This is a genomic window from Hydrogenophaga sp. PBL-H3 (genome assembly GCF_010104355.1).
In the GTDB taxonomy this organism is placed as follows: Bacteria; Pseudomonadota; Gammaproteobacteria; order Burkholderiales; family Burkholderiaceae_C; genus Hydrogenophaga.
The window spans coordinates 49,851-76,602 of sequence record NZ_CP044974.1 but is presented as its reverse complement, the minus strand read 5'-3'; the positions used below and the strand labels follow the sequence as shown (position 1 = coordinate 76,602).

General features: G+C 63.3%; 27 protein-coding genes and 2 pseudogenes. 16 read left to right on the top strand and 13 right to left on the bottom strand.

The features are described from left to right. Positions 1-410: 410 nt before the first annotated feature. Positions 411-692: a type II toxin-antitoxin system YafQ family toxin gene (locus tag F9Z44_RS22555; protein ID WP_011114071.1), complete on the bottom strand. Its 282-nt coding sequence runs from the start codon at positions 690-692 to the stop codon at positions 411-413. Continuing rightward, positions 679-942 (bottom strand): type II toxin-antitoxin system RelB/DinJ family antitoxin, encoded by a 264-nt coding sequence (locus F9Z44_RS22550; RefSeq protein WP_011114070.1) that lies wholly within the window; start codon positions 940-942, stop codon positions 679-681. Before F9Z44_RS22550 ends, F9Z44_RS22555 begins: the two co-directional genes overlap by 14 nt. Positions 943-1,114: 172 nt before the next feature. On the opposite strand from F9Z44_RS22550, the gene F9Z44_RS22545 reads away from it, so the two are divergent. The 11 genes and pseudogenes from F9Z44_RS22545 to F9Z44_RS22495 form a co-directional block, all read left to right on the top strand. Further along, complete coding sequence (locus F9Z44_RS22545) at positions 1,115-1,543, top strand: antirestriction protein (RefSeq protein WP_011114069.1); 429 nt, start codon at positions 1,115-1,117, stop codon at positions 1,541-1,543. Between the two features lie 44 nt (positions 1,544-1,587). After that, the gene (locus F9Z44_RS22540) at positions 1,588-1,806 is read left to right on the top strand and encodes a hypothetical protein (RefSeq protein ID WP_012478187.1); all 219 of its coding nucleotides are present in this window, start codon (positions 1,588-1,590) and stop codon (positions 1,804-1,806) included. 11 nt (positions 1,807-1,817) lie between these two features. After that, on the top strand, positions 1,818-3,026 hold the full coding sequence (locus tag F9Z44_RS22535) for a hypothetical protein (protein WP_011114068.1): 1,209 nt from the start codon (positions 1,818-1,820) through the stop codon (positions 3,024-3,026). Between the two features lie 16 nt (positions 3,027-3,042). Further along, positions 3,043-3,300, top strand: a complete 258-nt coding sequence (gene korC, locus F9Z44_RS22530; protein WP_011114067.1) for a transcriptional repressor KorC — start codon at positions 3,043-3,045, stop codon at positions 3,298-3,300. Positions 3,301-3,457: 157 nt separating this feature from the next. Continuing rightward, complete coding sequence (kleA, locus tag F9Z44_RS22525) at positions 3,458-3,694, top strand: stable inheritance protein KleA (protein WP_011114066.1); 237 nt, start codon at positions 3,458-3,460, stop codon at positions 3,692-3,694. A 208-nt stretch (positions 3,695-3,902) separates the two neighbouring features. Then, positions 3,903-4,229 (top strand): KleE stable inheritance protein, encoded by a 327-nt coding sequence (gene kleE / locus F9Z44_RS22520; RefSeq protein ID WP_011114065.1) that lies wholly within the window; start codon positions 3,903-3,905, stop codon positions 4,227-4,229. Position 4,230: 1 nt separating this feature from the next. Next, complete coding sequence (locus F9Z44_RS22515) at positions 4,231-4,560, top strand: DUF2761 domain-containing protein (protein ID WP_011114064.1); 330 nt, start codon at positions 4,231-4,233, stop codon at positions 4,558-4,560. A 106-nt stretch (positions 4,561-4,666) separates the two neighbouring features. Continuing rightward, the gene (locus F9Z44_RS22510; protein ID WP_011114062.1) at positions 4,667-4,975 is read left to right on the top strand and encodes a transcriptional regulator KorA; all 309 of its coding nucleotides are present in this window, start codon (positions 4,667-4,669) and stop codon (positions 4,973-4,975) included. Continuing rightward, positions 4,972-5,736, top strand: a complete 765-nt coding sequence (locus tag F9Z44_RS22505) for a ParA family protein (RefSeq protein ID WP_011114061.1) — start codon at positions 4,972-4,974, stop codon at positions 5,734-5,736. Before F9Z44_RS22510 ends, F9Z44_RS22505 begins: the two co-directional genes overlap by 4 nt. Then, positions 5,733-6,782: a transcriptional repressor gene korB gene (locus F9Z44_RS22500; RefSeq protein ID WP_011114060.1), complete on the top strand. Its 1,050-nt coding sequence runs from the start codon at positions 5,733-5,735 to the stop codon at positions 6,780-6,782. The genes F9Z44_RS22505 and F9Z44_RS22500 overlap by 4 nt, the downstream gene beginning before the upstream one ends. A gap of 178 nt (positions 6,783-6,960) precedes the next feature. Then, positions 6,961-7,338 (top strand): annotated as a pseudogene (locus F9Z44_RS22495) (DNA-binding protein); the annotation flags it as partial. A 130-nt stretch (positions 7,339-7,468) separates the two neighbouring features. On the opposite strand, the pseudogene F9Z44_RS23105 reads toward F9Z44_RS22495, so the two are convergent. From F9Z44_RS23105 to F9Z44_RS22475, 6 genes and pseudogenes are all read right to left on the bottom strand, one after another. Continuing rightward, positions 7,469-8,368: pseudogene (locus F9Z44_RS23105) on the bottom strand (Tn3 family transposase). Next, positions 8,349-8,453, bottom strand: coding sequence for a Tn3 family transposase (locus F9Z44_RS23220; RefSeq protein ID WP_268894237.1), 105 nt, complete (start codon positions 8,451-8,453; stop codon positions 8,349-8,351). The pseudogene F9Z44_RS23105 and the gene F9Z44_RS23220 overlap by 20 nt, the downstream one beginning before the upstream one ends. A gap of 29 nt (positions 8,454-8,482) precedes the next feature. Continuing rightward, on the bottom strand, positions 8,483-10,216 hold the full coding sequence (locus F9Z44_RS23255; protein WP_338018491.1) for a DUF4158 domain-containing protein: 1,734 nt from the start codon (positions 10,214-10,216) through the stop codon (positions 8,483-8,485). A 749-nt stretch (positions 10,217-10,965) separates the two neighbouring features. Continuing rightward, complete coding sequence (locus F9Z44_RS22485; protein WP_232062360.1) at positions 10,966-11,517, bottom strand: PIN domain-containing protein; 552 nt, start codon at positions 11,515-11,517, stop codon at positions 10,966-10,968. A gap of 29 nt (positions 11,518-11,546) precedes the next feature. After that, positions 11,547-12,017: an excisionase family DNA-binding protein gene (locus F9Z44_RS22480; protein ID WP_068682746.1), complete on the bottom strand. Its 471-nt coding sequence runs from the start codon at positions 12,015-12,017 to the stop codon at positions 11,547-11,549. Between the two features lie 511 nt (positions 12,018-12,528). Continuing rightward, positions 12,529-13,899, bottom strand: coding sequence for a replication initiation protein (locus F9Z44_RS22475; RefSeq protein ID WP_068682748.1), 1,371 nt, complete (start codon positions 13,897-13,899; stop codon positions 12,529-12,531). Positions 13,900-14,500: 601 nt separating this feature from the next. Between F9Z44_RS22475 and F9Z44_RS22470 the strand changes: the two genes are divergently transcribed. Beyond that, complete coding sequence (locus tag F9Z44_RS22470) at positions 14,501-15,658, top strand: AAA family ATPase (protein ID WP_162584081.1); 1,158 nt, start codon at positions 14,501-14,503, stop codon at positions 15,656-15,658. A gap of 784 nt (positions 15,659-16,442) precedes the next feature. Beyond that, positions 16,443-17,528, top strand: coding sequence for a ParB/RepB/Spo0J family partition protein (locus F9Z44_RS22465; RefSeq protein ID WP_068682762.1), 1,086 nt, complete (start codon positions 16,443-16,445; stop codon positions 17,526-17,528). Positions 17,529-17,778: 250 nt separating this feature from the next. Here the strand turns inward: F9Z44_RS22465 and istB are convergent, their stop codons facing one another. Continuing rightward, entirely contained in the window at positions 17,779-18,549 is a 771-nt protein-coding gene (gene istB, locus F9Z44_RS22460; RefSeq protein WP_068682752.1) for an IS21-like element helper ATPase IstB, read from the bottom strand. Then, positions 18,546-20,111, bottom strand: coding sequence for an IS21 family transposase (istA, locus tag F9Z44_RS22455; RefSeq protein ID WP_068682754.1), 1,566 nt, complete (start codon positions 20,109-20,111; stop codon positions 18,546-18,548). Before istA ends, istB begins: the two co-directional genes overlap by 4 nt. Before the next feature lie 441 nt (positions 20,112-20,552). On the opposite strand from istA, the gene F9Z44_RS22450 reads away from it, so the two are divergent. Both F9Z44_RS22450 and F9Z44_RS22445 read left to right on the top strand, forming a co-directional pair. Beyond that, the gene (locus F9Z44_RS22450; protein WP_068682756.1) at positions 20,553-20,810 is read left to right on the top strand and encodes a hypothetical protein; all 258 of its coding nucleotides are present in this window, start codon (positions 20,553-20,555) and stop codon (positions 20,808-20,810) included. 9 nt (positions 20,811-20,819) lie between these two features. Beyond that, positions 20,820-22,760, top strand: a complete 1,941-nt coding sequence (locus F9Z44_RS22445) for a phage integrase family protein (protein ID WP_068682758.1) — start codon at positions 20,820-20,822, stop codon at positions 22,758-22,760. Between the two features lie 798 nt (positions 22,761-23,558). Here F9Z44_RS22445 and F9Z44_RS22440 read toward each other — a convergent pair. From F9Z44_RS22440 to F9Z44_RS23095, 3 genes are read right to left on the bottom strand one after another with little or no spacing between them, the layout of a single operon-like run. Then, entirely contained in the window at positions 23,559-23,801 is a 243-nt protein-coding gene (locus tag F9Z44_RS22440; protein ID WP_068682760.1) for a hypothetical protein, read from the bottom strand. 5 nt (positions 23,802-23,806) lie between these two features. Next, a complete protein-coding gene (locus F9Z44_RS22435; protein WP_232062361.1) occupies positions 23,807-24,622 on the bottom strand; it encodes an IS3 family transposase in 816 nt (271 codons plus the stop codon). After that, positions 24,601-24,963 (bottom strand): transposase, encoded by a 363-nt coding sequence (locus F9Z44_RS23095; RefSeq protein WP_068681404.1) that lies wholly within the window; start codon positions 24,961-24,963, stop codon positions 24,601-24,603. The genes F9Z44_RS22435 and F9Z44_RS23095 overlap by 22 nt, the downstream gene beginning before the upstream one ends. Before the next feature lie 143 nt (positions 24,964-25,106). On the opposite strand from F9Z44_RS23095, the gene F9Z44_RS22430 reads away from it, so the two are divergent. Next, positions 25,107-26,645, top strand: coding sequence for an IS3 family transposase (locus F9Z44_RS22430; protein WP_068685009.1), 1,539 nt, complete (start codon positions 25,107-25,109; stop codon positions 26,643-26,645). Positions 26,646-26,752 lie beyond the last annotated feature (107 nt).

Sequence of the window (26,752 nt, the reverse complement as noted above, 5' to 3'; positions counted from 1 at the left end):
ACACGGCCCAAGCTACCGCGCAGCATGACCGGCCGCCGAAGGGGGGAAACCCCCCTTCTCGATCCCACCCGGCCGCAAGCGGCCTCCCATCCCCCCAGGGGCTACGCCCCTCGGCCGCCTTGCGGCCTCACCCCACAATGGAGCGCCTTCGGCGCTACGGCTTAGGAGAGCCAGGCGCAAGCGCCTGGCGGAAGGCAGTAAGTTCGAGAGCTTGCGAGGGGGCAAAGCCCCCTCACACTCCCCAACCAGGTCGCCGCGGTTCGACCGGCCGCGCGATCCTCAAGCATCGCAGCAGCTCCACCGCCGCAGGTTTTACGCCAAGGAAGGGGGTCGGCCAGCTCGGCCGGTGGCGCGGAAAGCGCCCCTCAAGTGTCAATGAAACGTGAGACGCGGGGCCAGGCCCGCGCCGATCACAAGCCGAGTTCGGAGTGAGAGCCGAGGCGCACCAGGCGCAGCGTGTCGGCGTCGGGCTTCTGGTAGATCAGCACCAGGTCGGGCTTGACGTGGCAATCCCGGTGATCCTTCCAGTCCCCGGTCAGCGCGTGGTCGCGGTGCCGAGGTTCCAGCGGCTGGTCGTCGGCGAGCGCGACCAGGACGGGCACCAGGTCGGCGTCGAGCGTGGCCCGGTGCTGCCCTTTCGCCTCGCGCTTGTAGTCGCGCTTGAACTGGCCGGTGCGCTCAATCTGCCGCATGCAGATCGGCCATCAGATCGTTGACGGTGGCGAAGCGCGGCAGCTTGCCCTTGCGGGCTTCCTTCATCGCCTCGATGGTGGTGGCGTTCGGAATCAGCGGCTCGAAGGGCAGCGCCTTGTCCTGGGCCACCTTCGTGAGCAGCAGCCGCACCGCGTCGGACACGGTAAGGCCCATCGCGGCCAGGACGGCCGCCGCTTCTTCCTTGATCGCGCCGTCGATGCGCGTTTGTACGAGCTGGTTTGCAGCCATGATTGGTTCTCCGGTTGGGTTCGTGAATTACATTGTAATGCACGCCAAGGGAAAGGGCAAGGTTTAGCGGCTAAAACGTTTAGCTAAAGTGCTTGACGATTAGGACATTTTGCCCTAATATAGCACTTGAAGGCCGGGCATTTCGCCCAGGTCAACTACCGGAGAAAGTCCGATGAACACCCAAGAGCAACCCGTTACCGCTTCCCTGGTCGCCGAGGCCCAGCGCCTCGACTTCCTGCCCGCCTACTTCGGCCCGCGTCTGATGATGCGCGGCGAGGCCCTGGTGTATGCCTGGCTTCGCCGGCTCTGCGAACGCTACAGCGGCGCGTATTGGCACTACTACACCTTGTCGGACGGCGGTTTTTACATGGCCCCCGACCTGGCCGACCGCCTGGAGATCGAGGTGGACGGCAACGGCTTCCGAGGCGAGTTGTCGGCCGACGCCGCCGGCATTGTCGCAACCCTGTTCGCGCTGGGTCAGCTCGCGGCCGAGGCCGCCGACACGGACGCCGGCGATGCCCTGATCGACCGCTATCACTTCCTGCGCGGCTTCGCAGCCAGCCACGCCGAGGCGGCCGCGATCTACCGGGCTATTGACTGATGAGGGGCGGCCCCGGCTTCGGCCGGGGCTTCCAGGAGGCGACCATGACCAGGAACAACGCTCCCCAGGCACCGACGAACAGCTACGCGACGGACGGCAAGTGCCACAACGCCGAGCCGGGCACCTACGGCCACGAATGCGGCAAGCCGGCCGCATGGATCGGCACGAACCACAAGGGGTTCAGCTCGGGATTCTGCGACGACTGCAAGCGCCACGGCTACGAAGCCCGCGACGTGATCGCGTGGCGGCGTGCTGACACTTGAGGGGCCGGCCGATGGCGAAGAAACGCAAGACGCCGGCCCAGCCGGGCCAGGACTGGAACGCGCCGGCGGCCGAGCTGCTGGCCGAGCTGCCCACCGACCGCGACGAGCTGCTGGCCGCCGCCGTGGCGGCCGTGGTGGAGATCGACGCGGCGATCATGCGCGGTGACGGTGCGGCCGCCGAGGCGGCCAGCGACCGATACGAGGCCGTCATCTGGAAGATGAACGGCGGAACGCACGTGGGCAGCATGGCCGACCACGACGCGCCCGGCCAGGTCATCGAGCGCCATTGCGCGGCGGTGCCTGGCGACGTGCCCTTGTGGGGCCAGCGCGGCCAGTTCCTGGTCGCGGATGGCGACATGCGCGCCCTGGTGGAGTACGAGGCCGGCTACGGCGGGCCGCTGGGTGCCCACTTCCAGTTCCACGTCATCGACCTGGACAGGCCGTTTATCTCCGAAACGGGCTACCGCTCGCACTTCGACACGGCGCAGGGCTGCATGACGGTGGACGAGGTTGCGCGCGGCATCCTGGCTGCGCAGCGAGCCGAGAAGAAGCGCCCGGTGATGGTCGAGGCCAGCTACCGCGACCGCCTGGCCGATGCTCCCCTGCCCGCTTGGCTGGCCGGCTTGGAGCCGCCGGCGCGGCGCGCACCGGCGACCGTCCTGGTGCCGCCGGGGTTCGTCCTGGTCGATGTGGTGCTGCCCTCGCATCGGGCCTTCATCGCCAGGCGCTGGGCGGCCGAGGCCGCGACCAGGATCAAGGCGGCCAGGGCCGCCGGGTTGGACGCCAAGGGAAAAATCACCGGCGCAGGCCCGGAGCGAGATCCCGCATCGCCAGAAACGACGATGACCTGCAGCATCGTCAAAGCCGACGATGCCGAGCCGGGCGAGGGCGGGCCTGTATCGCCGGAAACAACGATGCCGCGAGCGAGCGCGGCAACCTGCAGCATCGCCAGGAATGGCGATGGAGGCCCGGCCGACCTGGTGGAGTTCAAGCCCGGCCAGCGGTGCGAGATCGTGAGCGTCCATCACCCGGTTTTCGACCGCTACATCGGCAAGCGCATCATCATCGTGAAGGTGCATCCCGACACCCGCCAGGTGTGGGCGCACGACGACAGGCCGGTAACGTACAAGACCAATCGCGCAGGCCGGCGCGTGGTCGATTCAGACCCGAGCTGCATCCAGTCGATCTACGGCTTCGACCAGTTGCGGCTTATCACTTGACCAGGAGAACGAACGAATGACGAACGACGCCAATATCCGGCTGGAGTGCTTGAAGCCGGCCGAACGCTGGGCGCAACCGACCGGCGAGGAAGTCCGAGAGGTGCTGCGCCTGGCCGGGTTCAGCGGCAGCAAGGCCGCGAAGGCGCTGGGGCTGGGCGCGAAGGGCGACCGCACGATCCGCCGCTGGATCGGCGAGGACACCCCGATTCCCTATGCGGCATGGGCGATCCTGTGCGACCAGGCCGGGCTGGGCGTGATCTGGAAAGAGGATTGACGCCAAGGGAAAGGTTTTAGCGGCTAAAGTTTAGCCTTCGGATTCCGGTAAAGCGAAAAAAGTTTAGCTAAAGTGCTTGACAGGTTAGGGCATTTTGCCCTAATATAGCACTTGAAGGCCGGGCACATTGCCCAGGTCAACTACCGGAGAAAGTCCGATGAGCGACAACAAGATTATGCCCTGGATTGACGAGCTGGAGGGCGCGGCAGCGACCGACTTCCCGGCCCGCCGTGACGAGATCGCGGCCATGATGGCCGAGGCGGCCGAGCTGGTGTGCAAAGCCGAGGAACTGCGCGGCAAGGCGTACTTCGCCGGATGCTCCCTGGAGGGGCAGGCCAAGGGCCATTGGTCGATGGAAGCCGTCGAGCAGGCCAAGCGCCGGGCCGGCTGGTAAGAGCACATGGCCCGGTCGGCAACGGCCGGGCCTATCGAGGACGCCAAGAAGGAGTATTGCGTGAGCCGAGGCAAGATCAAGGGCGGCCCCAGGTGGAGGAACGCCCCGGAGTGATCCGGGGCGCTTGGCCTGGTGCTGGCACACCGTAACCATGCTTCCGAGTGGGAGCACCCAGCATTCAACACGTAAGCGCGTGGAGGGTCAAGCTATGTCCAACATCATCAAGTTCCCCAAGGAGATCGAGCAGCCCGCCGCGCCCGCGCCGGTGGAGCCTGCCGCCGCGTCTGCTGCCCCCAACAAGGCCCCCGGTGCTGGCCTGCTGGCCGGCCTGGTCAAGTTCGTATGGGTGGCGACCGTGCTGGTCTGGCCGATCCTCAAGTGGGTGCTGTCGATTGCCACCTTCTTCCAGTTCGTGCGGATGCTCTACCACTGGAACACGCCTGGCGTGTATGCCGGTTGGTCGTTCCTGGCGTACTTCGCGGTGCTGACCGCGATCACCTACTTCGTTTCGATCTACAAGCCGAAGGGGCTTTGACATGAAAAAACAGACCCTACCCTACCCGCCGGGATTCGTGGAGCCGAACACCGGCCGGGTGGCCGTCCTGGTGCGCGAGTACGCGGCCAGCGACTTGAACGGCGATGCGCCGGCCTATTGGTACAGCGCGCAATCCGAGGAATGGGGCCTTGACCCCTGGCGACTGGTGGAAGGCGTCGATCCGCACACCGCCGGCGGTCAGTTCGACGTGTGCTTTGCCAACGGTTCGAGCCGCACGGTCGGCCCGCTGATGACGTTCTTCATGAGTGCCGCTGACGCGGCCAGGTTGAACGCCAAGAAAGAAGATCACGCGCCCATTTTTAGCCGCTAAAACGCTTGACGCGGGCGGCGAGTTTAGCTAAACTTCTGCACATGGTCGGCGGCTGGCACCGCCTTTTGTTCAACAACCGGGTGTGGAGTTTATATGGGTGTTCTCCATGAAGAAACGGCTAACCGAAGCCCAATTCCAGGCGGCGATCAAGGGCCTGGAGATCGGGCAACAGACCATCGACATAGCGCGCGGCGTGCTGGTCGATGGAAGGCCCCAGGCCGAGTTTGTGGCCTCGCTGGGGCTGACCAAGGGGGCGGTATCGCAAGCGGTCAGCCGCGTGTGGGCAGTGGCGGGGGAAGTGCTCCCGCAGGGCTTCGAGCGGGTGACGGCGGTACTGCCGGAGCATCAAGCGTTCATCGTCAAGCGTTGGGAAGCCGACGCCAAGGGAAAGAGGAAACAGGAACCCAACTCATGAAAACACTGGTCACGGCAATTCAGAAAGGCGGTCAAGGCAAGACGTTCGCAACCTGCCACCTGGCGTTCGACTTCCAGGAGCGCGGCCTTCGGGTTGCAGTGATCGACCTGGACACCCAGGGCAATGCGAGCTGGACGCTGGCCGGCCACGACTCGGGCTATCCCGCCAGTCGCATGTTCACCGCCGGCGGCGACGAGCTGCGCGCCTGGTTCGCTGACCGGGAGGATGACGGCCTGGCGCTGATCGCGGCAGACGCCAACCTGGCGAACCTGGACAAGATGGAGCTTTCCCAGGCGGCCGCCGCGCTGCGGGCCAGTGTGGCCGCGCTGGGCGAGTTCTTCGACGTGTGCCTGATCGACACGGCCCCCTCCCTTGGCGTCGCCATGACGGCGGCCGTGCTGACGGCCGACTACATGCTGTCGCCCATCGAAATGGAGGCGTACAGCTTGCAGGGCATGAAGAAGATGGTCGCGGTCATCAGCAACCTGCGCAAGCAGAACCCCAAGCTGCGCTTCCTCGGCATGGTGCCGAACAAGGTGGACGCGCGGAAGCCGCGCCACGTCAACAACCTGGCGACGTTGCAGCAGGCATACCCGCAGCTCATCTTGCCGTTCAGCATCGGCGCGCGTGACAGCATCGCCGAGGCGCTGGGCGAGCAGATGCCGGTGTGGAAGATCAAGAAGACCGCCGCGCGGAAGGCCACCCAGGAGGTGCGTGCGCTGGCGGATTACGTGTTCACGAAGATGGAGATCGCGCAATGAGCGCCAAGACCAACGCCAAGAAGAAGGAGCAGGACAAGCCGCAATCGTCCGGGCTGGGCCTGGACGGGCTGGGCGACCTGGCCGGCCTGCTGAACGAGCAGCCGGCGGCCAACGCCGGCGGCGCAGGCCCGCAGGAGCTGCCGCTTGACCTGATCGACGAAGACCCGCACCAGCCGCGCACGGCCGACAACCCCGGCTTCTCGCCGGAGAGCATCGCGGAGATCGGCGAGACGATCAAAGCGCGCGGCGTGAAGTCGCCCATCAGCGTGCGCGAGAACCCGGACGCACCGGGGCGCTACCTCATCAACCACGGCGCGCGGCGCTATCGCGGCTCGAAGTGGGCGCACAAGACCACGATCCCGGCCTTCATCGACAACGACTACAACGAGGCCGACCAGGTTATCGAGAACCTGCAACGCAACGAGCTGACGGCGCGTGAGATCGCCGACTTCATCGGCCGCGAGCTGGCGAAGGGCAAGAAGAAGGGCGAGATCGCCAAGGAGATCGGCAAGTCGCCGGCCTTCGTCACGCAGCACGTCACGCTGCTGGACTTGCCCGAACCCATTGCCGAGGCGTTCAATAGCGGCCGGGGCAAGGACGTGACTGTCATCAACGAGCTGGTGACGGCCTACAAGAAGAACCCCGACGAGGTGGCCGCCTGGCTGGCCGACGACAGCCAGGAGCTGACGCGCGGCTCGGTGAAGCTGCTGCGCGAGTTCCTGGAGGACAAGCGCAGTCACGAGGACGGCGACCGTGATCCCAACACCGTCGATGCGCTGACCGGCAAGACCGACGCCGAGGCCGGCGACGGCGAGCAGGGGCCGCAGGATGATGACGCCAAGGGGAAGAAGGAGCCGAAGGAGGCCGACCCCGACAAGCTCAAGAAGGCCATCATCCAGGTCAAGCACGACGACCGGCCGGCACGGCTGATCCTCAACCGCCGGCCCCCGGCCGAGGGCTGGGCCTGGCTCAAATACGAGGATGACGGCCAGGAGTTCGAGGCCGACCTTGGCACCGTGCAGCTTGTCGCGCTGCTGGAGGGCTGACACGCCCAGCGCCGGGCATCGCCGACCACCGACCCCCACCCATCGCCCCGCCATCGAGCGGGGCTTTTTTTGCCCGCGTTTTAGCCGCTAAAAAAAGTTCAGCTAAACCGCTTGCGTAGTGTTGTATGTTGTAGTATGCTTCACGCTACAACATACAACCGGCCAAAGGAGGCCCGACATGGCGATCTCGAAGGAGCAGATATTTGCGGTGGCCGACGAACTGGACGCGGCCGGCCAGAACCCCACGCTGGCGAACGTGCGCAAGCAGCTCGGCAGCGGCAGCTTCACCACCATCAGCGAGGCGATGAACGAGTGGCGCGCACGCAAGGCCAGCCAGGCCGCCCCGATCCGCGAGCCGGCACCGCAGGCGATCACTGACAAGCTGGCCGAGCTGGGCGGCGACTTGTGGGCCGTGGCGCTGGAAATGGCGAACAACCGCCTGGCCGCCGAGCGCGAGGCGCTGGAGGCCGTGCGCCAGGAGACGGAAGCAGCGCGCCAGGAAGCCGCAGAGCTGGCCGACCAGCTCACCGGCGAGCTGGACGAGGGGTCTCCTCGTTTTCAGTGCAATAAGTGACGGTACGAAAAGCTAGCACTGGCGCGGAGGTGGTGTTGGTAGATCGTTGATTTCATTGACTTTCCTGTTCACTTTCAAATCTGCGATTCGTGGCGTCAAACCGTGGTCGGTTTCATCCATTGGTGCCAGTTATCGATGCATTTGGCCGCGAAGGCAGGATTTGGTCAGCATAGCGGTCAACCGGGAAGCGAAACACACCCCGCAAGTTGATGCTCTCCAGCCTGGTGGGCGCAATCTTCCCGATCAGTTCCGGTGGAATGACCTGGCGGCGGTTCGACCAGCGATCCAGGACCGCCTGCATCTGTGAGGTATTCCACGCCATCACGATGTTGGCCATCAGGCTCAACGCATCGGCCACAGCCTGCATTTCATCGACACGTTTGGCCTGCGCCGGGCTGATCCGGCCGGTATAAATGGCGCGCTTGAGGGCGTTAACAGCCTCGCCCCGATTGAGCACCCGGCGCAACTCGTTCCTGAAAGCGTCCTTGACAAAGTAGTCAGCCAAAAACGCCGTACGCAGCAACCGCCCAATTGCACGCCAGCCTCATAGATTGGATCGCCCTGGGCGGCAGAACCGAACCGCGCAAGAGCTGCCACCGCACTGGCATGTCCGCTCATGACCGAGGCTTGCCAGGTGCACCAGACTATCCCAATGCTTTTCGATCAAAGCGACGTCGACATTGGCTTCGCACACCGCAGCGATTTCTGCGGGCACTTTGGTGCCGCGTGGCACAAAGAGGTGGCGCTGTTTGAGTTCCTTCAACCGCGGGCAAAGATCAAAACCAAGCAAACGGGCATGTGACATGGCAAAGTCGGTGTAGCCATGGGTATCCACAGCAAGCTGGCTGGTCTCCAGCTTTTCTTGGCGGATGACACCTTCAATGGCCACGCCCGCCTGGCGCTCATTGAGCACAAAGGGCTGCGCATGGAAGATGCCCCACCGGTCTTTTACATGGGAGTAGATTCCAATGGAAGGTGTGTTGCGCCGAGGATCAAGCCGGGCTTGCCACACCCGTTTTGGTGGTCTCCATGGTCATCATGTCAGAAGATGCCAAATCGGACCGCCCCCAGGTGGCGGCAATCGGGTGTCGCTGCATGAATTCCAGCACAGCCTGGCAGGCCTGGCTCAGACGCCGTTTCGTCCCGCGCCCAGCGCATGGCCTGGCGAATGCTGGTGGCAGACAATTGCGGAATCATGCGCGCGCATTCGACCGCAGTCAGACTGGTGCCGTGGGCCATGATGCCGGCATAGACCATCAGCAGCTCGGTCGGTAGAGCGCGGCTCACGTCCGAGCATGATCCAGCTAAAGCGCACCTGGGCGTCAACGGCCAGAATCACTTCCGGCAATTGAACCTCACCGATGCGGTGATCCAAAGCCGCGCGCAGCTTGGTCACTTCTGGGTCTTCGTCCTCTGCGGGCAATGGCGACAAATGGAGTTCATCATCCACGCGCAGTACGCCACTGCGGGCTGCAGCGGCCACCGCATCGACACCGGCAGTTACTCTGGCCAGCAAAGGCTTCAAGAAAGTGGCAGCCTTGCTGGGTAACGATAGACGGGCATAGTGTTTCTTGGACTCTGCCTGCCAACGCTCGTCCGTGAAGAACAAGCGCGCACGACCCCGAAAGCTCAGGCTGTGCTCAATCCAGACCGAGCCATTGCGCACCGCGCGGCGCAGGGCAAACAGGGTGGCCACCTCCAACGCCTGAAACGCCCGTTCCCGGTCTGGGCTGGAGATCGAAACCTGCCAGATCATTCCCAGACTTGGTGCCACCACTTCAACTGGCAGCTTTCTGGATCCTTTGAGATATAAAGCTTGCAGCTTGGCAAGGTACTCGATGGCAGGATGCTCGCCGGTGGCCTGCCAGGGCAGCTTTGCAATGGCGACGAGCAACGACCGCACGGGGCGAATTCCATCAATCAATCCCTCGCGGACCAGGGAGGCCCTGCTCGGTGGTTTGCGTTTCTGGGTTTCGGTGATCAAGGCTTCAAGACGGGCACGCAACTCAGCATCTGGCACCGCACCTTGCGCGCTCAAGGCAACAAGTTCGCCGAGCAGCGTTTTGTACATTGCGGCCCAATTGACGGTAGCGGGGACATCGGCGGCAGCCTGACGCCACAGATCGGCGATCCGGCGCTGCACCATAAGGATCAACTGGTCTGTGGTGGTGAACAGGCAATACCGAAGAAAGCATGCGACCTCCACGGTGCGCGCTGGCTCTTTGATCTTGGCTCCGGCTGAGGGCGGCCTGGAGACAAGTCGGCGCGCGTAGCGGCGCAAGATGAGATCGGGGATGTCTGCCAGGTGCTTATGAACGTCCAGCGTGTAAAGCAGGTCGATGCGCTCCAGTACCTCGCTGATTTGGCGGGTTGAGTGTTTCGCCGGTGCAGCCCATAGCCAACTCTGCTGGGTTTGTCCATCTGGGCGCAGCTCTGAAACTGAGGCTCGCCAGCGATCAAGTGTTGCTGGATCAACGCTGGCGGCGATGGCGGTGCCTGTTTCAACTTCAAGCTGGGCAAGTGCCGCCGCAATCAGTGTCCGAATTGCCCGCTCGTGCACGATCACCAGCTTGTTCTTGTACAGCCATTGACGCGCCCGCACGAGTAGCTGATCGCGGTCGGCGCAGCGCGCCACTTCGTCGCGCAGTTCACGTACCAGTGAGCGGCGCTGGTGCTCGCTCATCCACTGGAATCCAAGGACCGTGCAGGCTACTTGTTGGTGATCGAATAGCGTGCGCCCGCGTTCATACATGGCTCTCAGCGAGGCGACTTCTGGTGCTGCAATGCCAAGCTCGTTGCCAAGGTGGCGCCACAAGGCTACTGGAATTACCCGAAAGGCACCGAGCAAACGCCCACTCATGCGCAGGAAACCAATATGGAGCGCCAGACCAAGCTTGTGGAATCACCTCGCGTGCATTGATTGCGTCGCGCTCGGCACCATCGAAGGTGAAAAATGCCTTCATCTCGAAGTCGCTGATATCGCGGGGGAGCCCACGCATCCCCAAAAACGTTGTGTGCCAACCCTGCATCGTGAACCTCAAAAGTGGGAGGCCACCATACCCGTTTACAAAGCGAACAGGAAAGTCAATGAAATCAACGGTCTACCCAGACCACCCCCGCGCCAGTGCTAGCTTTGCGTACCGTCACTTATTGCACTGAAAACGAGGAGACCCCATCTAGTACACGAGTTCGTGCAGCGCCGTCGGTAGTAGGCCGCGGGGCTCGTGAAGCAATCGATGTCCTCGACGTTCACAAGAGACCTTGTGGCGCGAACTAGTCAGAATCAGACGTCAACGAACCGTCGGGCACCTGCCCTCCCTCGTTTGACGTCGCTGGCAAAAAGTTTGACCGATCGGCCACAGCCGCAGGCCGTTCGCCCAGCAGGTCAGCATGACGCCTCGGTTCTTCAGTCTTTATGCAGGGACCCGAAGAGCACCGGGCTTCTCCCGTATTTAAGGGCTCGCGAGCGAGTGCTGGTTCCGATGGGAACGCATGAACGATGAGGCAGGGAAGACATGTCAGCACGCGAGAGTCGGTCCAAGCCATCAGCGCGCGACGCATTGGCTTTCGGGAGCGATCCCGGCGCTCACGCAGGTGATGAGGTCGTATTCAGATCAGCGCAGCTGCCTCTCGCAAGCGCTCAGCGGTTGCGGCCAGGCCGTTCCGCTCGAGGACATCAGCGAACTCTTCCGGCGAGAAGGGAGGACGCTTGGACCGTGCCCGCATGGCTTTGAATGCCGTCAATGCAGCAATCTCGTCCAGATCAAGCTGTGCGACCAAGAAATCGTCTGGGTGCACTGCCGTCAAATCGTATCCCGCCAGGACATCATTCGGAAAGTCCTTGAGGTTCGCGGTCACGATGCAATCAGCATGGCCAACGATCGCAGCGGCAAGCACGTGGACGTCATCGGGGTCAGGCAGCGTGAGCGATCCGACAAGCGGCCGCCAGGCCGCTTCCGAAATCTCCCAATCGGGAATGGCTTCACGCATGTTGTCGCGGCGAAAGCTGAGCCTGCCGACGAGATCGGGGCGTTCAGCCTCGAGGTTGCCCATCCATTCTGCCTCGATCTCCGTCGTCCACTTGGGGGCAAACAACCCGGTCACGGCAACGCTCATCAGAGCGTCGGCGACGCTGACCGGATAAAGGACGCAGGCGTCCAAGAGGGCTGTGTACCTCGCGTTCCCCGCCATCAGTATTCGAGGCCCAATTCCTGCGCGTTTTCAGACAGCCGTTGCAAGGCTGCGATCTGCTTTTCACGCATCTGCGCACGAAAAGCCATCAACCCGTCGAACGGAATGCGGCGATGTGTGCCGACCATGCGATGAGCCAGCCGCCCCTCTTCGATCGCGCGAATGACAAATGGGCGAGAAACGTTCAGAAGGTTGGCAGCCTCGACGGTCGTCATTTCTTGCTTGTCCGAGATAACAGTCACCGCCCTACGCTCGCTCAATGCACCCAGCACTTCACCGATCAACCGCAGCGCCTTTGTCGGCACCTGCACCGGCGGGAGATCCCCATCGTCGCTGGTCAAAAGAATGCTCGCCGCTCGCGAGCGATCCAACGACTCGCCGATGCAGCGCTGTGCCGTGCGAGCCATTTCCAACTCTTCAGGTGTCATTTCCGCAGCTTGACGGCGACGCGTACGTTCCGAAGTGGTCATTTTGTATGCTCCTTATGCAAAGGGAATGCAGTTGCCTCGATTACCTGCCTTGATGGGTAATACTGTACCTCAACAAATGAACTAATCGCACGTTGGTTCATATAATGCATTTACAAGGCGGGGCGTCCCCGGCGTGTGAAGCGGAGCGCGCCCACGTGCCAACTTTTCGAGGGCGGTGGCCACTTGCGACAGCACCCGGACGTGTCAAGGGTGCTAGTTATGAGATCGATGTGATGGCTAACTTACGACGCGAACTAAGCGGTAGCAGCGTAAACGTTCCTCTAAGTGCCGGCGTCAGATTCAAGCGATCTTGGTGGGCACGTGAGCCTGGCACCCACCCGATGGGCGAACGCCAGATGGGAAAAGACAAGCCTCTCGGTTACTCGTTCCGCCCCAAGCGCGGCCAACCAAATACCCTGCGAAGGGATCGTGCGTCCAAGCACCTTGCCGCGCAAATGCGCAGCGGCCGCTCGATGCAGATTCCTGAAACCAGTCTGGCCAGGGACCGCCGTCAGAGGCCTGGCACGCCCCGCTGCAGGGCGAAGTCCAACAGCACCCGGTCCGTCGGCTCCGCGGGCCAGGTGGTGCCGGCCAGCCATTTGAAGAACGTCGTCCCGGCAATGCGACTGGCCGGCCCATCGCGGCGCCAGGCACGCGCGATGGGAGAGGCAACCTTCTCAAGCTGCTCGACCTGGAAACGTGTCCGCCACTCCGCCTGCATCGGCTCCAGCATTTCCGCATACATCGCGCGCGCCTTGGCCATCTGATCGTTTTCCCACAGTTCGCGGATGCGCCGCAGGCGGTCGCCCTCCGACAGCGTGGGAACGGACGTAGCGGGTGCGGCGCCTGGCTCGTCCGGCGGCGAAGCGGGCACCGCGATGCCGACGCCCGCGTAACCCTTCTTGAGTGCGTCCTTGAAATAGGCGGCAGGCGATTTCAGAGCCGGCATCGTAGCGCTGCGCAGTCGCGCGTCGACGTGATCCAGGGTCGCGCGGATCTGCCCCTCGTCCGTGGTTGCATAGAGGTCCTGCGCCTCGTCTTGCTTGATCCCCAGCGCAATCAGGCGCCCCACCAGCTCCAGGTCGAAAACGTTGCGGTTGGCGGCGTTGATGTCCTCAAGCCGCTGCTGAACCTTGGGGACCACTCGGAACTGGATTTCCTCGATCTTGCGGCCTCTCTTGTGCTCGATCAGCTCCAACCCGAACTCCTCGCACAAGGCGTCGATCTCGGCGATCGCCTTGCTGATGACGTCGCGCTTGAGGAAGCGGTAGTCCACTTCCTTGATATCGCTGCGACCGGTCAGGACCGCAGCCCACCACATTACGTCCTCTCGCATGGACAACCGACCGGGCGAAGTCAGGTAACGAGCACCGATCTCGTAGAGCACGGCCGCCGAGTAGCTGCGCATCTGGCTGCTCATCTCGAGCAACACCCGCGTGTACTGGTGGGGCTTGACGAGGCGCTCCTTTATTTCCTCGGGATAGCGCCAAGTGACCATGCACGGGCGCCCCCTGCCCTGCTCCTCGATGGTCACGGTGCCCAGCAGCTGGGACGAAACCCAGCGCTTGAGCGAGCTGCTGCTGGTCGACCATTCGATCGTCGTCGCCTGCATATCGCGCAGATGGGACTTCAGCAGCTCCGTGTTGTTGGAGTTGAAGCGTGCGTCACCGATCAACTCGCTCAGGGCCAATCGGTAAACCGGCTCGTCAACGCCCTGACGCTGGGAATGGTAGAGCAGCGCGTTATAGATGCGCCGAGAAAGCAGGGTCAGGCGTCCGCGCTTCGGGCGGATGGCGATGGCCTCGTTGGCCTTGGCAACGCTTTGCTCCTCGACCGAGGGGGGTGGGCGAGGCGAACTGCGCGGGGATTCGTCCTCGACCATGAAAGTAGTGTTCGTGCTGAAGCTCACATCATGTCGGCCTAATGTGATTTCGTCAATTCACAGTTGGCAGAGTGCTTTCGCTTGAGCTGTTGAAGTGAAACACTTGGGAGATTGAAGAGTTGAAGTTTCATTTTCCTCAATTGGATCAATGGCTTGCACCACTTGGTGTGAGGTTCCTTGGGAAATAATGTGAGAACGGATGGGATTTGAGGTGAGCAGATCTGGGTTCCTATCAACCAAGATGTGAGGTGGCTTGGGGTTTGATGTGAGTGGATATGGGCAACCGCCCTCCTTCAATCCCTCAGCGCCCCGTGCATAGCCCTGCAGAGGGCCATAAGGATGTGCCCACGGGTGGGAAAGGCCGTCTCAACCCCTTGGCGGAACGCGTTGGTGACCCGCCAAAGCCCCGGTTCCCCAATAAACCTCACACTTCGCGGAGGGTGTTCCAGGGGAGAATGGCTGAAACTTGTTCATTCGGCAGATTCTCATAGAATCGCCGAATTCTGTCGAATGAGGCTTCTTCAATATGTCCGCTCTCGTACCGCCAGTCGGTGGAAACCAGGTTTCCACTGACATTGCCCCACCGCGCCCAACCATCAACATGGAGCGCATCGCTGGCCTAGCGGCCCGCGCCGGCTCCATGGTCGAGCAGATCCGGGGCATGCTCCTGGCCCCCGAGGCCCGCAAGACGGCCCCCACCTACTCCACGGCGCAGCTGGCCGCGCTGTGCGGGATGGACAAGGCGCACATTGCGTACCGTATCACCAAGGAGGACCTTCCGGCCGGGCGCCTGTCGCCTTCCGGCGGCAAGCGCGTTTTTGGCTTGGACGAGCTCCGGCGCTGGACTCGCACTTACCGCGGCGAAAAGATGCGCCCCGCGGACCGCAAGGCCATCACGATCGCGGTGGGTAACTTCAAGGGCGGGGTGGCGAAGACGACCACCGCCATGATCCTCGCGCAGGGGCTGAGTCTGCGGGGCCACCGAGTCCTGGCGATCGACACCGATCCGCAAGGGTCACTCACCACGCTGCACGGTTTGCTCCCGGAGGCCGAGGTGACCGAGGACATGACCATCGGCCCGCTGTGCGACGGTACACAAAGCGACATTCGGTACGCCATCCGGTCGACCTATTGGGACGGCATTGACCTGGTCGCCGCGGCCCCTTTCCTCTTCTCGGCCGAGTTCGCCTTGCCGGCGCGCCAGATGCAGGAACCTGGCGCCAAGTTCTGGGACGTGCTCAACATGGGGCTGGAAAGCGTGCGCGATCTCTATGACGTTATTGTCATTGACACCCCCCCTTCCCTCTCCTACGTCACCATCAACGCGCTTTGGGCTGCCAACGGCATCGTGGTCCCGGTGCCGCCCTCCGGGTTGGACTTCGCGTCCTCGGCCCAGTTCTGGTCGCTACTCGCGGACCTCGGGGGCAACCTGGACGGTCAAAGCAAGGACCGCGAGGGCAAGGCTTTTGATTTCCTACACGTGCTTCTAAGCCGGGTTGACGCATCCGATCCGGCGATGCCAGCCGTGCGGCAGTGGATCCAGGCGACGTATGGTGAGTACACCTTGCCGGTCGAGATCCCCAAGACCAGTGTGACGAGCAATAAGGCGGCGGAGTTCGCCACCGTCTATGACGTGCAGAAGTATGAGGGCGCGGCCAAGACCTACAAGCGCGCCGTGGAGGCGTACGACTCGTTCGTAGAACTGGTTGAGCAGTCGATGGTGGGCGCCTGGCAGGGCCAGGGCAGGGCGCACCGATGAAGCGGAGAGGGACCAGCAGCGACCGGCGCAACGGTGGAAACCTGGTTTCCACGCAGTTGTCGGCTGCAAATCTCAGGGCGTGTGGAAACCAGGTTTCCGCGATGAGTTTGGTGGGCGCGGCCGGAGCCCAACTCTTCCGACTGGCGTCGGATCAGAACATGCGTTGCGCATCGATCCCGGAGCCATGCGTCGCTCGAAAACTCGAAGAGTTTTGTGGAAACCAGGTTGCCATACAGGGCTCGGCAGTCGTGGAGGAAATCGAAGGCAGGCGATCGGCGCGCCGGCCAAGTGCGGGTGCCGCGTTCACAGGGCCGGCGGGCTCACGTCAGCGAGCCGCAAGCGCCGGATCTGGAAACCAGGTCTCCACATCCGGCCTGGAGGCCGCGCGGAACGCCACGATCACACATCTAACGTCGAACAGACTTCGGGGCGAGACATCGAATCCGCGGGCAAGCGTGCGCAGAAACTGCGCAGGGGGTGGATGTGGAAACCAGGTTTCCACGTCCGAGCCTACAGCACACAGCAGAGGGCAGGGCCGCAGCCCGTGCCCAACTTCGACCAAAGGTAGGGCTCCCGTCCTGGCTACTTGGAACAGTGGAAACCTGGTTTCCAGCGAAGTGTCGCAGGTGGGTGGCTCTTCGAGAGAATTCCATACTGACCAGATGTCGGCATTCTGTCGCCTATGGACGCCGCACTATGGCACCGAACGTGGTCCCGTCCTGCGTGCCGAAATCCGACGCGGACACTCCGAATCAGTCTCGCGCCTCTACAAGGAAGCATGACCATGGCAAGCACACGCAAGCGACTCGAAGCACTGACGGCAGGGCTCTCTCTCCCGGCCGACTTGGAAAGGTCAGCGCCCAATATGCCGGTTTCTCCGCCCGCACCGGATCAGGCGCCGTCCGCAGCCCCAGGCATGGAAACCAGGTTTCCACCCGCAGCTGTGGGCGGCTTTCTTCCGCGTACGGGACCCGGACAGATGCTCGCGTTTCGAGGGCAGATCCAGCAGGTGGAGGGTGAGATGGCGTCCTTGCGGGACAAGCTGCGCCAGTACGAAGGCGCGCTACCCACGCGCAAGATGGATCCGAAGACCATCCGCCACAGCCGCTACGCTAACCGTCACAAGGCCTCGTTCGCGACGAGCGAATTTGCCGGCCTGAAGGCTGATATCGAGCACGCCGGAGGCAACGTCCAGCCAATCCTTGTGCGGCCTGTGATCGATCTTCCGGGGGAGTTCGAACTGGTCTTTGGCCACCGGAGGCACCAGGCCTGCCTCGAGCTCGGGATCCCGGTGCTTGCATCGGTATGGATCGAAGACCTGGGCGACAAGGCGCTTTTTGAACTCATGGATAGGGAGAACCGGGAGCGCGCCGACCTGTCCTCGTTCGAGCAAGGCGTGATGTACCAGCGCGCGCTCGACGAGCAGCTTTTTCCAACCCAACGCCAACTGGCGGAAGCGTTAGGCGTCAGCCACACGTGGGTGCGAAAAGCCCTCCTGGTTGCTCAGCTGCCCGACGCCATCGTCGACTGCTTCAGAAGCCCGCTAGAGATCAACTTTCGTCATGCGGAGCAGATCCATGCGGCGCTCGAAAAGGATCGTCGCGGAGTGCTCAAGCGCGCCGAAAAGGTTCGCGGGCAGAATCTGTCTGCCGCTGTGGTCGTTGCAAGACTCATCGATGTAAGTCCTCGCTTCGAGAAAGTCGAGCGCATCGAATTGCAGTCCCAAGACCACAAGTTCGGCACTGCGACCCGCGGAAAGGGGGGGGAGCTGACGATCGTCATTGAGGCCGACACCTATGCTGAACTCAAGCCTGAGCTTCTTGAGCACGCCGTCGTTGACGGCCTGCGAAAGCTTCGAAAGTTGGCTTGACCGCGGCGGGGGCGACTGACCAATGCCCGGATGGCCACCTCAAACTCCCCCACCTATGGCCGGGCAAATTCCTCCAGGCCAGGACGGGGGGATTCTCGTCTTTTCTTCTTTGACGGCTGTTCGGCAAGCGAAGCGCGTCAGGCCGGAGGCGGCCGCCGGGGAGCGGTGGGCAGGCCACGATCGCCGCAGGGGCCGTCCACAGGCCTGTCCTGTGGACGGGTGGCTTGTCCACGGCGGGCGCGCCTGAGGGTCAGTCCGCCGGCGCCTTGATGGCCAGGCGCTGAGCCGCCTCCTTCAGCCGGTAGCTCTTGCCCTCGAACTCCAGCAGGCGGGAACGGTGCATCAGCCGGTCGAGGATGGTGGATGCCATCGTCATGTCGCCCAGGTAGGTGCCCCAGTCCCGGATCACCCGGTTGGACGTCACCAGCACGCTGGCGCGGCGGCGATGCCGTTGATGGACCAGGGTCTGCAGCAACTCCGCCGCCACCTCCGAGACGCGCTTGGCCAGGAACAGGTCGTCCAGCACCAGGAGGTCGGCCGCCAGCAGCCGCTGCAGCATCAGCTCGCGCTCTCGGGGTTCGGCCAAGGCGTAGCGGCCGAAGTCGGTGTCGGCCTCCAGATAGGCGACCTTCAGCCCCTGCTGCACGGCGTGGTAGGCCACCGCCTTGGCTACATGGCTCTTGCCCGTGCCGGGCTTGCCGATCAACAGGGCGTTGGCGCCCTCGCTGACGAACTTGAGCGTCTGCAGCTCGAAGCAGGCCGCGCGCGGCACCTTCGGGTTGAACGACCAGTCGATCTCGGCCAGCGTGACCTTCTCGTCCAGGTGCGAGTCCTTGTAGCGCTTGTCGATCAGGCGGCTCTGGCGGCGATCGAGTTCGTCTTGCAGCAGCAGCGCCAGCAGCTCCTGCGCCGTCATCTGCGAGGCCTGCGCCTGCTCCAGGCGCGTCTGCAATGTGTCGCGCGCCCCGGACAGGCGAAGCTGCGCCAGGGTGCGTTCAAGTTCGGCGATCGACATGCTCATTGCAGCCACTCCCCGGCCACCGGCACGCCACCGGTCGCGGCGGCGAAGAAGTCCGCGTACGTGGCTGCATCGCGGATCAGCTCGTCGCGCTGCGTCAATGGCGGCGCCACAGGCGACGCGGCGGCTGCCGCCTCGGCTAGCTCGCCCACCATGGCCGTGATGGCCTTCAGCGTGGCGCGCTGCTGCTGCACCGCCAGCGCGCAGGCCTGCTCCACCAGCGCCGCCGGATGGTGACGCGCCAGCCCGACCAGCCCCCACATGCGCCGCTGCCCGACGCGTCCTTCGCGAGCAAACCACTGCTGGCACAGCGCCAGGCAATGGGGGCCGATCTCGCGCGCCAGCTTCCACAGCAGCTCGGTCTGCCGGCTCGGGTTGAACGGCCGCTCGTCCTCGGGCAGCACGGTGGCACCCCGCCGTTCGCTGCGCGCGTGCGTGCGCAACAGCGCGCCGGTCTGCCGGTCCCGGATCTCCACCAGGTGGGCGTACAGGCGCACCGTCACCTTCGCACCGATGGCCGCCGGACGGGCAGCGTAATTGCTGCTGTCCACCCGCACCGTGGTGTCGTCGCACACCGTGCGCACCATCTCGCGGAAGAAGGCGAAGCGGGTGATCGGCAGCGGCAGCAAACTGGCACGCTCCTCCTCGAACATGGCCTGCACCTGGCGCTTCTCGCGCCCGTGAATGCGCTTGGCCGCCCATGTGCTCTCCCAGCGCTCGAGGAACTCATTTTGTGCCTGCAGTGAGTCGAACCGCCGGCCCTTGAGCGCCGTGTCCTGCGTGTGCTGGATCGCGTTTTCCACGCTGCCCTTGCGGTTGGGGTCGCGCACCCGTGCCGGGTCCGCCACGCAGCCGTAATGGGCCAGCAGCGAGGCGTACACCGGGTTGAGCTCCGGCTCGTACAGATCGGGCTTGAGCACACCTTCCTTGAGGTTGTCCAGCACGACATAGCGCACCACCCCGCCGAAGTAGCGAAACGCCTGCTCGTGCAGCTCGGCCCACTCCTGCTGGCCGGATTTCCACACCACCCGGCGGAAGCTGCGACGCGAGTAGCGCAGCGTCATCACGAACAGCCGCGGGCGCTTCCAGCGGCCGCTGACCGGATCCAGCGTCATCGCGCCCTCGCCGTAATCGACCTGCGCCTCCTCGCCGGGGGCGAACTCCAGCCGGTCGAACTGCTCCGGCTCGCGCGAGCGCAGCTGCGCGACGAACCGCTTGACGCTGTTGTAGCCATGGCCGAAGCCGTGGACGTCCACCAGGTCCTGGTAGATCGCCATGGCGTTTCGCTTGAGCAGCAGCTGCGCCTGGATGAACTCGCGCCAGGGTTCGCACGCCGAGGTGTGCGCCGGTGGCCGGGGTGGGGGATTTTGGGCCGCTTTCTCGCCCTCCTTCAGAGGCGCCGAGCCGGTGGCCACCCCGGAGGAATTTGCGCCGGCCATCGCCGCCTGGTACTTGCGGATCGTTTTGCGGTCGATCCCCGTGATGCGGGCAATCTCCCGCTGGCCGGCTCCTCGCGCCAGCAGCGTCTGGATGGTGGTTTTCTTGTTTGGCTTCAAGACGTTCAACTCCACGACCTCCTCGCTCGGGAGGTCAGTTCACGTCCTGTCCAAAGGGGGCCGGTGGCACCGGCCTACAACCCTCTCCCGATCAGTTCAGGTGGAGGAGTTTGAGGTGGCCACGGGTGGGGGATTTTGGGTGGCCATCCGGGACCAATGTGAGAGCAATTGGGATTCGCCGCTGGAAAGGGGGGACTCCCCGCAGCGTCCACGGCAGTGAAATGGGGAGCCCGCCTCTGGACGGGCATATCTCATTCCAACTTCGCGAGCGCAAAAACTCCATTGAAATCAACGACTTAAAAAGAGCTTCTCCCAAAGCACGGCTCGGAGCATCACAAAATCGCATTGATGATAAGTAAATTTAGTAAGATGCAATTTCGTGCCCTTGTGGGCCGGGGCTCGCAGCGTTGCACCGCATGATGTCCAGCTTTTAATCGTCCCGCCCATCCGATGGCACACAGCAACCTTCCCACGCCTTCGCAGCTCGACAGTCTCGATGACGCTCAACTCGAGCAACTCGCGGTGGCCTGGCGTGCCCAGGCCTTGCGCGGCGATCGGAAGGCCCACGGTATCGCGCATGCCTTGGAGGTTGCGCACCGCCAACGCCTGCGGGCCAGCCAGGTCGCGCAGCTGCCAGACCCCGTGACGCCGTCGCGGCCCTGGTGGAAATTCTGGGCCGCTTCAAAAACGCCGCGCGCCACGACCTGACCCCGCGCCATGCGCAAGCCCCCGCCGCCTCCCCGAAAACTCGACAGCAGCCACTTCGCCTTCATGCGGGCGCTGTCCCAGGGCGTCGACGAGCGCGCGAGCTGGGACCGATATCTGCGCGTCGAAGGTGAACACACGGATTTGCGGACCGTCCGCCGGACGATCGCCTGGATCCAGGATGCGTTCGCGGCGGCCGCCGAACGCGAAAACAAGCCGGGCACCGCCCGGCTGCTGCGGCTCGATCCGGAACGCTTCAGCGCAGCACCTGCGCAACCGACCTTGGCCGAGTTCGCGCTCGCGCAGGGGATGGAAGAGTTCTCCGAAGACGAGCAGCTCCAGGCCTATGAAGAGGCGTACCCGCGCACTGGCAAAGCTGGCGGGGGCAGGGCAGGGCAGGGCGCTTCGTCCCCCACGCGTCGCGGGCGCATCATCGCGCGGCAACTCGAGGCACTGCAGTGGCTTCAAAACCTTGTCGCTCAAGACCCCCGACCGGGCGATCGGGTGGGGGCTTGGCTGAACCCTCGGCTTGCGGGGCGCCTCGAGCGCGCGAAATTGAACACGCTGTTCGATCTCGTGGAGCACATGAATGGCGTCGGCGCTCGCTGGTGGGTTCAGGTGCCCGGCGTGGGGGAGCGCAAGGCCTCGCGCATCCTCGAATGGCTGCAGACCCACGAGACGGCGCTGGGCTTGCGCGTCGGTGCACATGCGGCGCAGCGGCGATCGGATTTGACTTTTGATTCGCTGACCGAAGTGCTGCCGGCGGCGACGGCCCTTCGGCCCTTGGAAAAATTCGTGGTGCCGTCGGAGCTTGACGGCTCCGCGGGCCGATTCCGTGCACCGCCTGAAAAATGCCTGCTTGTGGCCGCCGACGACTATGCGGCCATCGGTGCCTGGCTGACTTCGAAAGGGCGAGGGACGAAAGACGGCGAGCTCACCGCCACGCAGCGCGCGTATCGCCGGGAAGCGGAGCGGCTGTTGCTGTGGGCTGTCCTCGAGCGGAACAAGGCGCTGTCTTCATTGGCCGTGGAAGACGCCCCGGCGTTCCGGGACTTCCTGCAGAACCCGCCGGCGTCCTGGTGCGGGCCGCGGCATCGCCAACGCTGGTCGCCGCTGTGGCGGCCCTTCGAGGGACCGTTGGCACCGGCTGCGCTGCGGCATGCGCTGAACATTCTCAGAAGCCTGTTCGGTTTTCTGGTGAGCCAGGGCTATGTGACGGGCAACCCGTTCGCGGCCCTGGCGATGCCGGTCCAACCCCTGCGGCCGCTGGGCTCCAACCGAACCTTGACGTTCACGCAGTGGGACCACCTCGACGCCATGCTCGAGCGCCAGGTCGACACGGAAGCCGCGCGGCGACTTCGGCGCGGCATGCGGTGGCTGTATGCCACCGGGCTGCGACTCGCCGAAATCACGCATGTGAAGTGCGAGGACCTCGAGCGGGTCGCGTACCGCGATGTCGATGGCTCGACCGCGACCGACTGGATGCTCACGGTGGTGGGCAAGGGCGCGAGGGTCCGCCAAGTGCCGGTGCCGCATGAGCTGGTTGACGAACTCGCTGATGAGCTGGGCCGATTCGGCCTGGAGCGCGCGGTCACCGCGCCGAGCAATCGAGGCATCCACGTGATGGCACGGTTTGAAGCGGGGCTCGAGCGACCCTCTGCCTGGTCGGCCTCGGGGCTTTACCAGGCCATGAAGAATTTTCTTGCGCAGGTGGCCGACGGCGTAGGCGGGGAGGATGGCGAGCGCCTTCGAAAGGCCAGCTCCCATTGGCTTCGCCATTCCCACGCCTCGCACGCATTGCACGGCAGGGGAGGGCAGCGACCGGTGCCGATCCAGATCGTGCAGAACAACCTGGGGCATGCGTCGATCGGGACGACGTCGATGTACCTCACGACGGAACGCGATGAGAGGTTGCGGGCGATGCGGGGGTTTTGGAAGCGTCCCCATAGCTGAACCCCCAGAACAACCATCGGACTTGGGCACCATAACGCGCAACTTATCGAACCCTTCTCCGACCCGTTCGAGCGAATCTCTTTGAATGGCGGTACTTCGGGGGCGCGAGTCTGCACGATGTGCGAGCGCTTCCTGGCCTGCTGGCTGCTGGCTGCTGGCAGCTGCCGCCTCACCGAAAGGCTGCAGAACAGCGTGCGGACGGTCGTTGCCTGCTTCGCCAGCGCGGCGGACAAAGCGACGCCAAATTGCTATGCATCCGCGCTCCACATGGCAGCGGCTGCGCTGCTCTTTGGTTCACCGGAGTTTGCCCGCAATAGAAGCGCGGCCTTGTCATCGCGATGGCTTCCTGGCTCGCAGGACGGGACTGAGACAGTAAGGGCCATCAAACGGCAACAACAATGACGCCTTGCCTAAAGTCCGATGCCATTGAAACTCTTGCCTTTGCCTTTGCCTTTGCCTTTGCCTTTGCCTTTGCCTTTGCCTTTGCCTTCGCCTTCGCCTCGCCTCGCCATCGGTGCTTTGGCCGATGACGAAGGACGAGGTGCCCGATCAGCAGGGCATTTTGTTCGACACGGCCTGCGCTAGCTCATGACCTTGCTGTCCGGGCGTCGTGATCATTTACACGCCCGATGGCGTTGTCTCTGCGTCAAGCCGATTCCGGTCTTCCTGCGTCGCGGCGACGTCATGACATTGAACGAGAGTCCGTTGGGCAAGCAGCGGCAGCGGAATTCTTTAAAGCCCGATCCAGGCCCAGACGCAGCGTCGCGTCGAGTGAAGGAAGGAAATGAGCGTGCGCGCTTACACGGGTTCCGCGGACATCATCTGCGCCGCCATTCCGTCGAAAAGGAGTTTGACCCGAACCAACTCCAGGCGAGCCGAGGGGACCATGATCTTGACCCAGCGTGGCGCCAACGGGAATTGGTCCAGCACGAGGGCAAGTTGCCCGGCGTTCAGCGCATCCGAAACGATGGGCAGCGCAAGCTGGACGATCCCCTGGGTGTTGGCTGGAGTGAACCCCTGTGGCTGGACCACGGGGCTCATGCGAACTAAGCCGCCTTCCGAGCAAGCTGGGATTCGAATTCGTTGGGTGGAAGATAACCGAGCGCCGAGTGAAGCCGCTTTGCGTTGTAGACCTCTTCAATGAACCGTGGAAGCCGGCTGGCGACATCACTGAAGGTCTCGTAGCCGCCGATGTAGACGTCCTCGACCTTGAGCGTCTTCATGAAGCTCTCGGCCTGCGCATTGTGGTACGGATTGCCGGGCGAGCTCATCGACCCGCGCAGCCCGGCTTCCTGCAGGGCCCTGCGATAGGTTTCACTTGCATATTGCGATCCCCTGTCCGTGTGAAAGATGCAGCCAGCCGGAGGTTGTCGGTCCTCCACTGCAGATCGCAATGCGGCCAGAGCCAGCGTCGTGTCGATGTTGCGCGAGATCGCGTAGCCCACCACCTTGCGGCTACAAGCATCCAGAATCGCGGCCAGGTAGCAAAACCCCGAAGCGATGCGGATGTAGGTGAAGTCGGCGACCCAGACCTCGTTCGGCCGCGTCGGGATGACGTTGCGATAAAGGTTCGGGAAGATCGGCGAATCGTGCTTGCTGTCGGTGGTTCGAACGAATCGCCTGCGAAGCTTGATGCCCAGGCCTTGGGCCCTCATCACGCGTGCGACCCGCTTGTGATTGACCACATGGCCGCGGCGGCGCAATTCGTGTGTCACGCGCCGGTAGCCGTAGCCTGGCACCTCGTCCTGGATGGACCCAATCAACTCGGCGAGCCGGGCGTCTCCCAAATCTTCGTCCACTGCCGTCGACCGGTAGTAGAACGTGCTGCGCGGAAGATCGATCACTTGGCACCCCCGTCGAATGGAGCAGGCTTCGGGCCGGTGACGATTGATAAGTTCTCGTTGTCGCTCACGAGGCGAAGGCGTGGAGTTTTTTTGACAAGGTCGAGCTCCATGGTGAGCTGGCCGACCTTGCGTTCGAGGGCCGCGATCTTGGCCTCGTATTCCGTGATGACCGATGCCTCAGCCTCTTCGGTGCTCAGCTCTCCCCGGTCGTACTGCGTCAGCCAGAGCTGAATCAGGTTGGTCGACAGGGTGTACTTCTTCGCCGCATCGCGCCGGCCGATGGCACCGCTGCGAATGTCCTGGCATAGCTGAATCTTGAACTCCGGCGCGTGGCGCCGGTATGGACCTCTTGATGACATGACCTTCTCCTGGTTGAAGGCCCGGTCAGCGTATCAGTTCTGATTTGCCCCGTGGTCCAGCCACAGGGGTTCACTCCAGGCGCCGGCCGAAATTTGACCCGTTGGGGGTGCGGCGGAAAACTTGGACTACCTGAAAGTAGTTCATGTATTCATATGAAGACCGCATCCGAGCGGTCACGCTCTACATCAAGCTGGGCAAGCGCACCGGGGCGACTATCCGCCAGTTGGGCTACCCGACGAAGAACTCTTTGAAGAGCTGGCATGAGGAGTACGAGCGGCGCCTGGACCTGTCGTCCGGCTACGTGCGCTCAAAGCCGAAGTATTCTCAAACTCAGAAGGAGCAGGCTGTCAAACACTACGCCGAGCACGGGCGCTGCATCGCCTCCACGGTCAAGGCGTTGGGCTATCCGTGCCGCGATTTGCTGCGTGCCTGGATTGATGAACTGGACCCCAACTCCCGGCAGCGCGTTGTCGGCAGGGCCGTCAGTGCACCTCGGCCGCCGCAACTGAAGAAGCTGGCGGTCCTCGAACTGTGCACTCGTGAGGGAAGTGCGCAGGTGGTTGCTCAGAAGCTTGGTGTGAGCAGGCCGACGTTGTACAACTGGAAGAACCAGCTTCTGGGACGTGAGGCACCCGCATCCATGAAACACACCAATCAGTCCCCACGGGCTCAAGAGCGCGACGAGCTCGAGCGCGAGGTTGATGCGTTGCGCCGCGAAGTCAGGCAACTGCGCCTTGAGCAGGACCTCTTGAACAAGGCCAATGAACTGTTAAAAAAAGGCCTGGGCGTCGATCTGCAGCTCCTGTCCAACCGGGAGAAGACACTGCTGATTGACGCCCTCAAGGAGCACTATGACTTGCCAGAGCTCCTTGGACAGTTGGGTCTTGCACGTAGCTCGTACTTCTACCATCGGGCCCGCGCAGCGGTGGGTGACAAGTACCTCCAAGTGCGTCAGTCCATCACCGAGATCTTCGAGTCGAACCACCGTTGCTACGGCTACCGCAGGCTACAGGCCTCGCTGACCAGGCAGCAGGTCAACATCTCGGAGAAGGTGGTGCAGCGGCTGATGAAGCAGGAGCGCCTGGTTGTTCCAATGCACAAGAAGCGCAGATACGCCTCGTACCTGGGGGAGATCAGTCCAGCACCAGAGAACATCATCAACCGCGACTTCCAGGCTGCGGCACCCAATGAGAAGTGGCTCACGGACATCACAGAGTTCCAGATCCCCGCCGGCAAGGTTTACCTGTCGCCGATCATCGATTGCTTCGACGGCATGGTGGTGAGCTGGACCATTGGCACGAGCCCCGACGCTGAGCTGGTCAATACCATGCTGGATGCAGCCATCGAGACGGTGACGGACACCGCTGACCGGCCTGTGGTCCACTCCGACCGCGGCGGCCACTATCGCTGGCCAGGCTGGCTATCAAGAATGAGCGATGCCAACCTCATCCGCTCGATGTCCCGCAAGGCCTGTTCTCCGGACAATGCGGCTTGCGAAGGCTTCTTCGGTCGCCTCAAAAACGAACTGTTCTATCCTCGGGACTGGAAGGGCACGACCATCGAGCAGTTCATTGAAGTGGTCGACTCGTACATCCGCTGGTACAACGAGAAGCGGATCAAGATCTCCCTTGGCTCTCTCAGCCCCATCGAATACCGGGTGAGCCTTGGACTTGCGGCATAAAACCAGTCCAAGTTTTTATCCGCACCCCCGCCGGGTCAGGATTGCATGGAACTCAACACTAAGTGCACCATCTTCCCAAAGGCCTACACGACATCGGGACCGAAGTT

Coding starts and splice junctions, on each gene's coding strand:
- F9Z44_RS22555 (WP_011114071.1), bottom strand. CDS start 692: ATGCGGCAGATTGAGCGCACCGGCCAGTTCAAGCGCGACTACAAGCGC.
- F9Z44_RS22550 (WP_011114070.1), bottom strand. CDS start 942: ATGGCTGCAAACCAGCTCGTACAAACGCGCATCGACGGCGCGATCAAG.
- F9Z44_RS22545 (WP_011114069.1), top strand. CDS start 1,115: ATGAACACCCAAGAGCAACCCGTTACCGCTTCCCTGGTCGCCGAGGCC.
- F9Z44_RS22540 (WP_012478187.1), top strand. CDS start 1,588: ATGACCAGGAACAACGCTCCCCAGGCACCGACGAACAGCTACGCGACG.
- F9Z44_RS22535 (WP_011114068.1), top strand. CDS start 1,818: ATGGCGAAGAAACGCAAGACGCCGGCCCAGCCGGGCCAGGACTGGAAC.
- korC (WP_011114067.1), top strand. CDS start 3,043: ATGACGAACGACGCCAATATCCGGCTGGAGTGCTTGAAGCCGGCCGAA.
- kleA (WP_011114066.1), top strand. CDS start 3,458: ATGAGCGACAACAAGATTATGCCCTGGATTGACGAGCTGGAGGGCGCG.
- kleE (WP_011114065.1), top strand. CDS start 3,903: ATGTCCAACATCATCAAGTTCCCCAAGGAGATCGAGCAGCCCGCCGCG.
- F9Z44_RS22515 (WP_011114064.1), top strand. CDS start 4,231: ATGAAAAAACAGACCCTACCCTACCCGCCGGGATTCGTGGAGCCGAAC.
- F9Z44_RS22510 (WP_011114062.1), top strand. CDS start 4,667: ATGAAGAAACGGCTAACCGAAGCCCAATTCCAGGCGGCGATCAAGGGC.
- F9Z44_RS22505 (WP_011114061.1), top strand. CDS start 4,972: ATGAAAACACTGGTCACGGCAATTCAGAAAGGCGGTCAAGGCAAGACG.
- F9Z44_RS22500 (WP_011114060.1), top strand. CDS start 5,733: ATGAGCGCCAAGACCAACGCCAAGAAGAAGGAGCAGGACAAGCCGCAA.
- F9Z44_RS23220 (WP_268894237.1), bottom strand. CDS start 8,453: ATGCAGCGACACCCGATTGCCGCCACCTGGGGGCGGTCCGATTTGGCA.
- F9Z44_RS23255 (WP_338018491.1), bottom strand. CDS start 10,216: ATGAGTGGGCGTTTGCTCGGTGCCTTTCGGGTAATTCCAGTAGCCTTG.
- F9Z44_RS22480 (WP_068682746.1), bottom strand. CDS start 12,017: ATGACCACTTCGGAACGTACGCGTCGCCGTCAAGCTGCGGAAATGACA.
- F9Z44_RS22475 (WP_068682748.1), bottom strand. CDS start 13,899: ATGGTCGAGGACGAATCCCCGCGCAGTTCGCCTCGCCCACCCCCCTCG.
- F9Z44_RS22470 (WP_162584081.1), top strand. CDS start 14,501: ATGGAGCGCATCGCTGGCCTAGCGGCCCGCGCCGGCTCCATGGTCGAG.
- F9Z44_RS22465 (WP_068682762.1), top strand. CDS start 16,443: ATGGCAAGCACACGCAAGCGACTCGAAGCACTGACGGCAGGGCTCTCT.
- istB (WP_068682752.1), bottom strand. CDS start 18,549: ATGAGCATGTCGATCGCCGAACTTGAACGCACCCTGGCGCAGCTTCGC.
- F9Z44_RS22450 (WP_068682756.1), top strand. CDS start 20,553: ATGGCACACAGCAACCTTCCCACGCCTTCGCAGCTCGACAGTCTCGAT.
- F9Z44_RS22445 (WP_068682758.1), top strand. CDS start 20,820: ATGCGCAAGCCCCCGCCGCCTCCCCGAAAACTCGACAGCAGCCACTTC.
- F9Z44_RS22440 (WP_068682760.1), bottom strand. CDS start 23,801: ATGAGCCCCGTGGTCCAGCCACAGGGGTTCACTCCAGCCAACACCCAG.
- F9Z44_RS23095 (WP_068681404.1), bottom strand. CDS start 24,963: ATGTCATCAAGAGGTCCATACCGGCGCCACGCGCCGGAGTTCAAGATT.
- F9Z44_RS22430 (WP_068685009.1), top strand. CDS start 25,107: ATGTATTCATATGAAGACCGCATCCGAGCGGTCACGCTCTACATCAAG.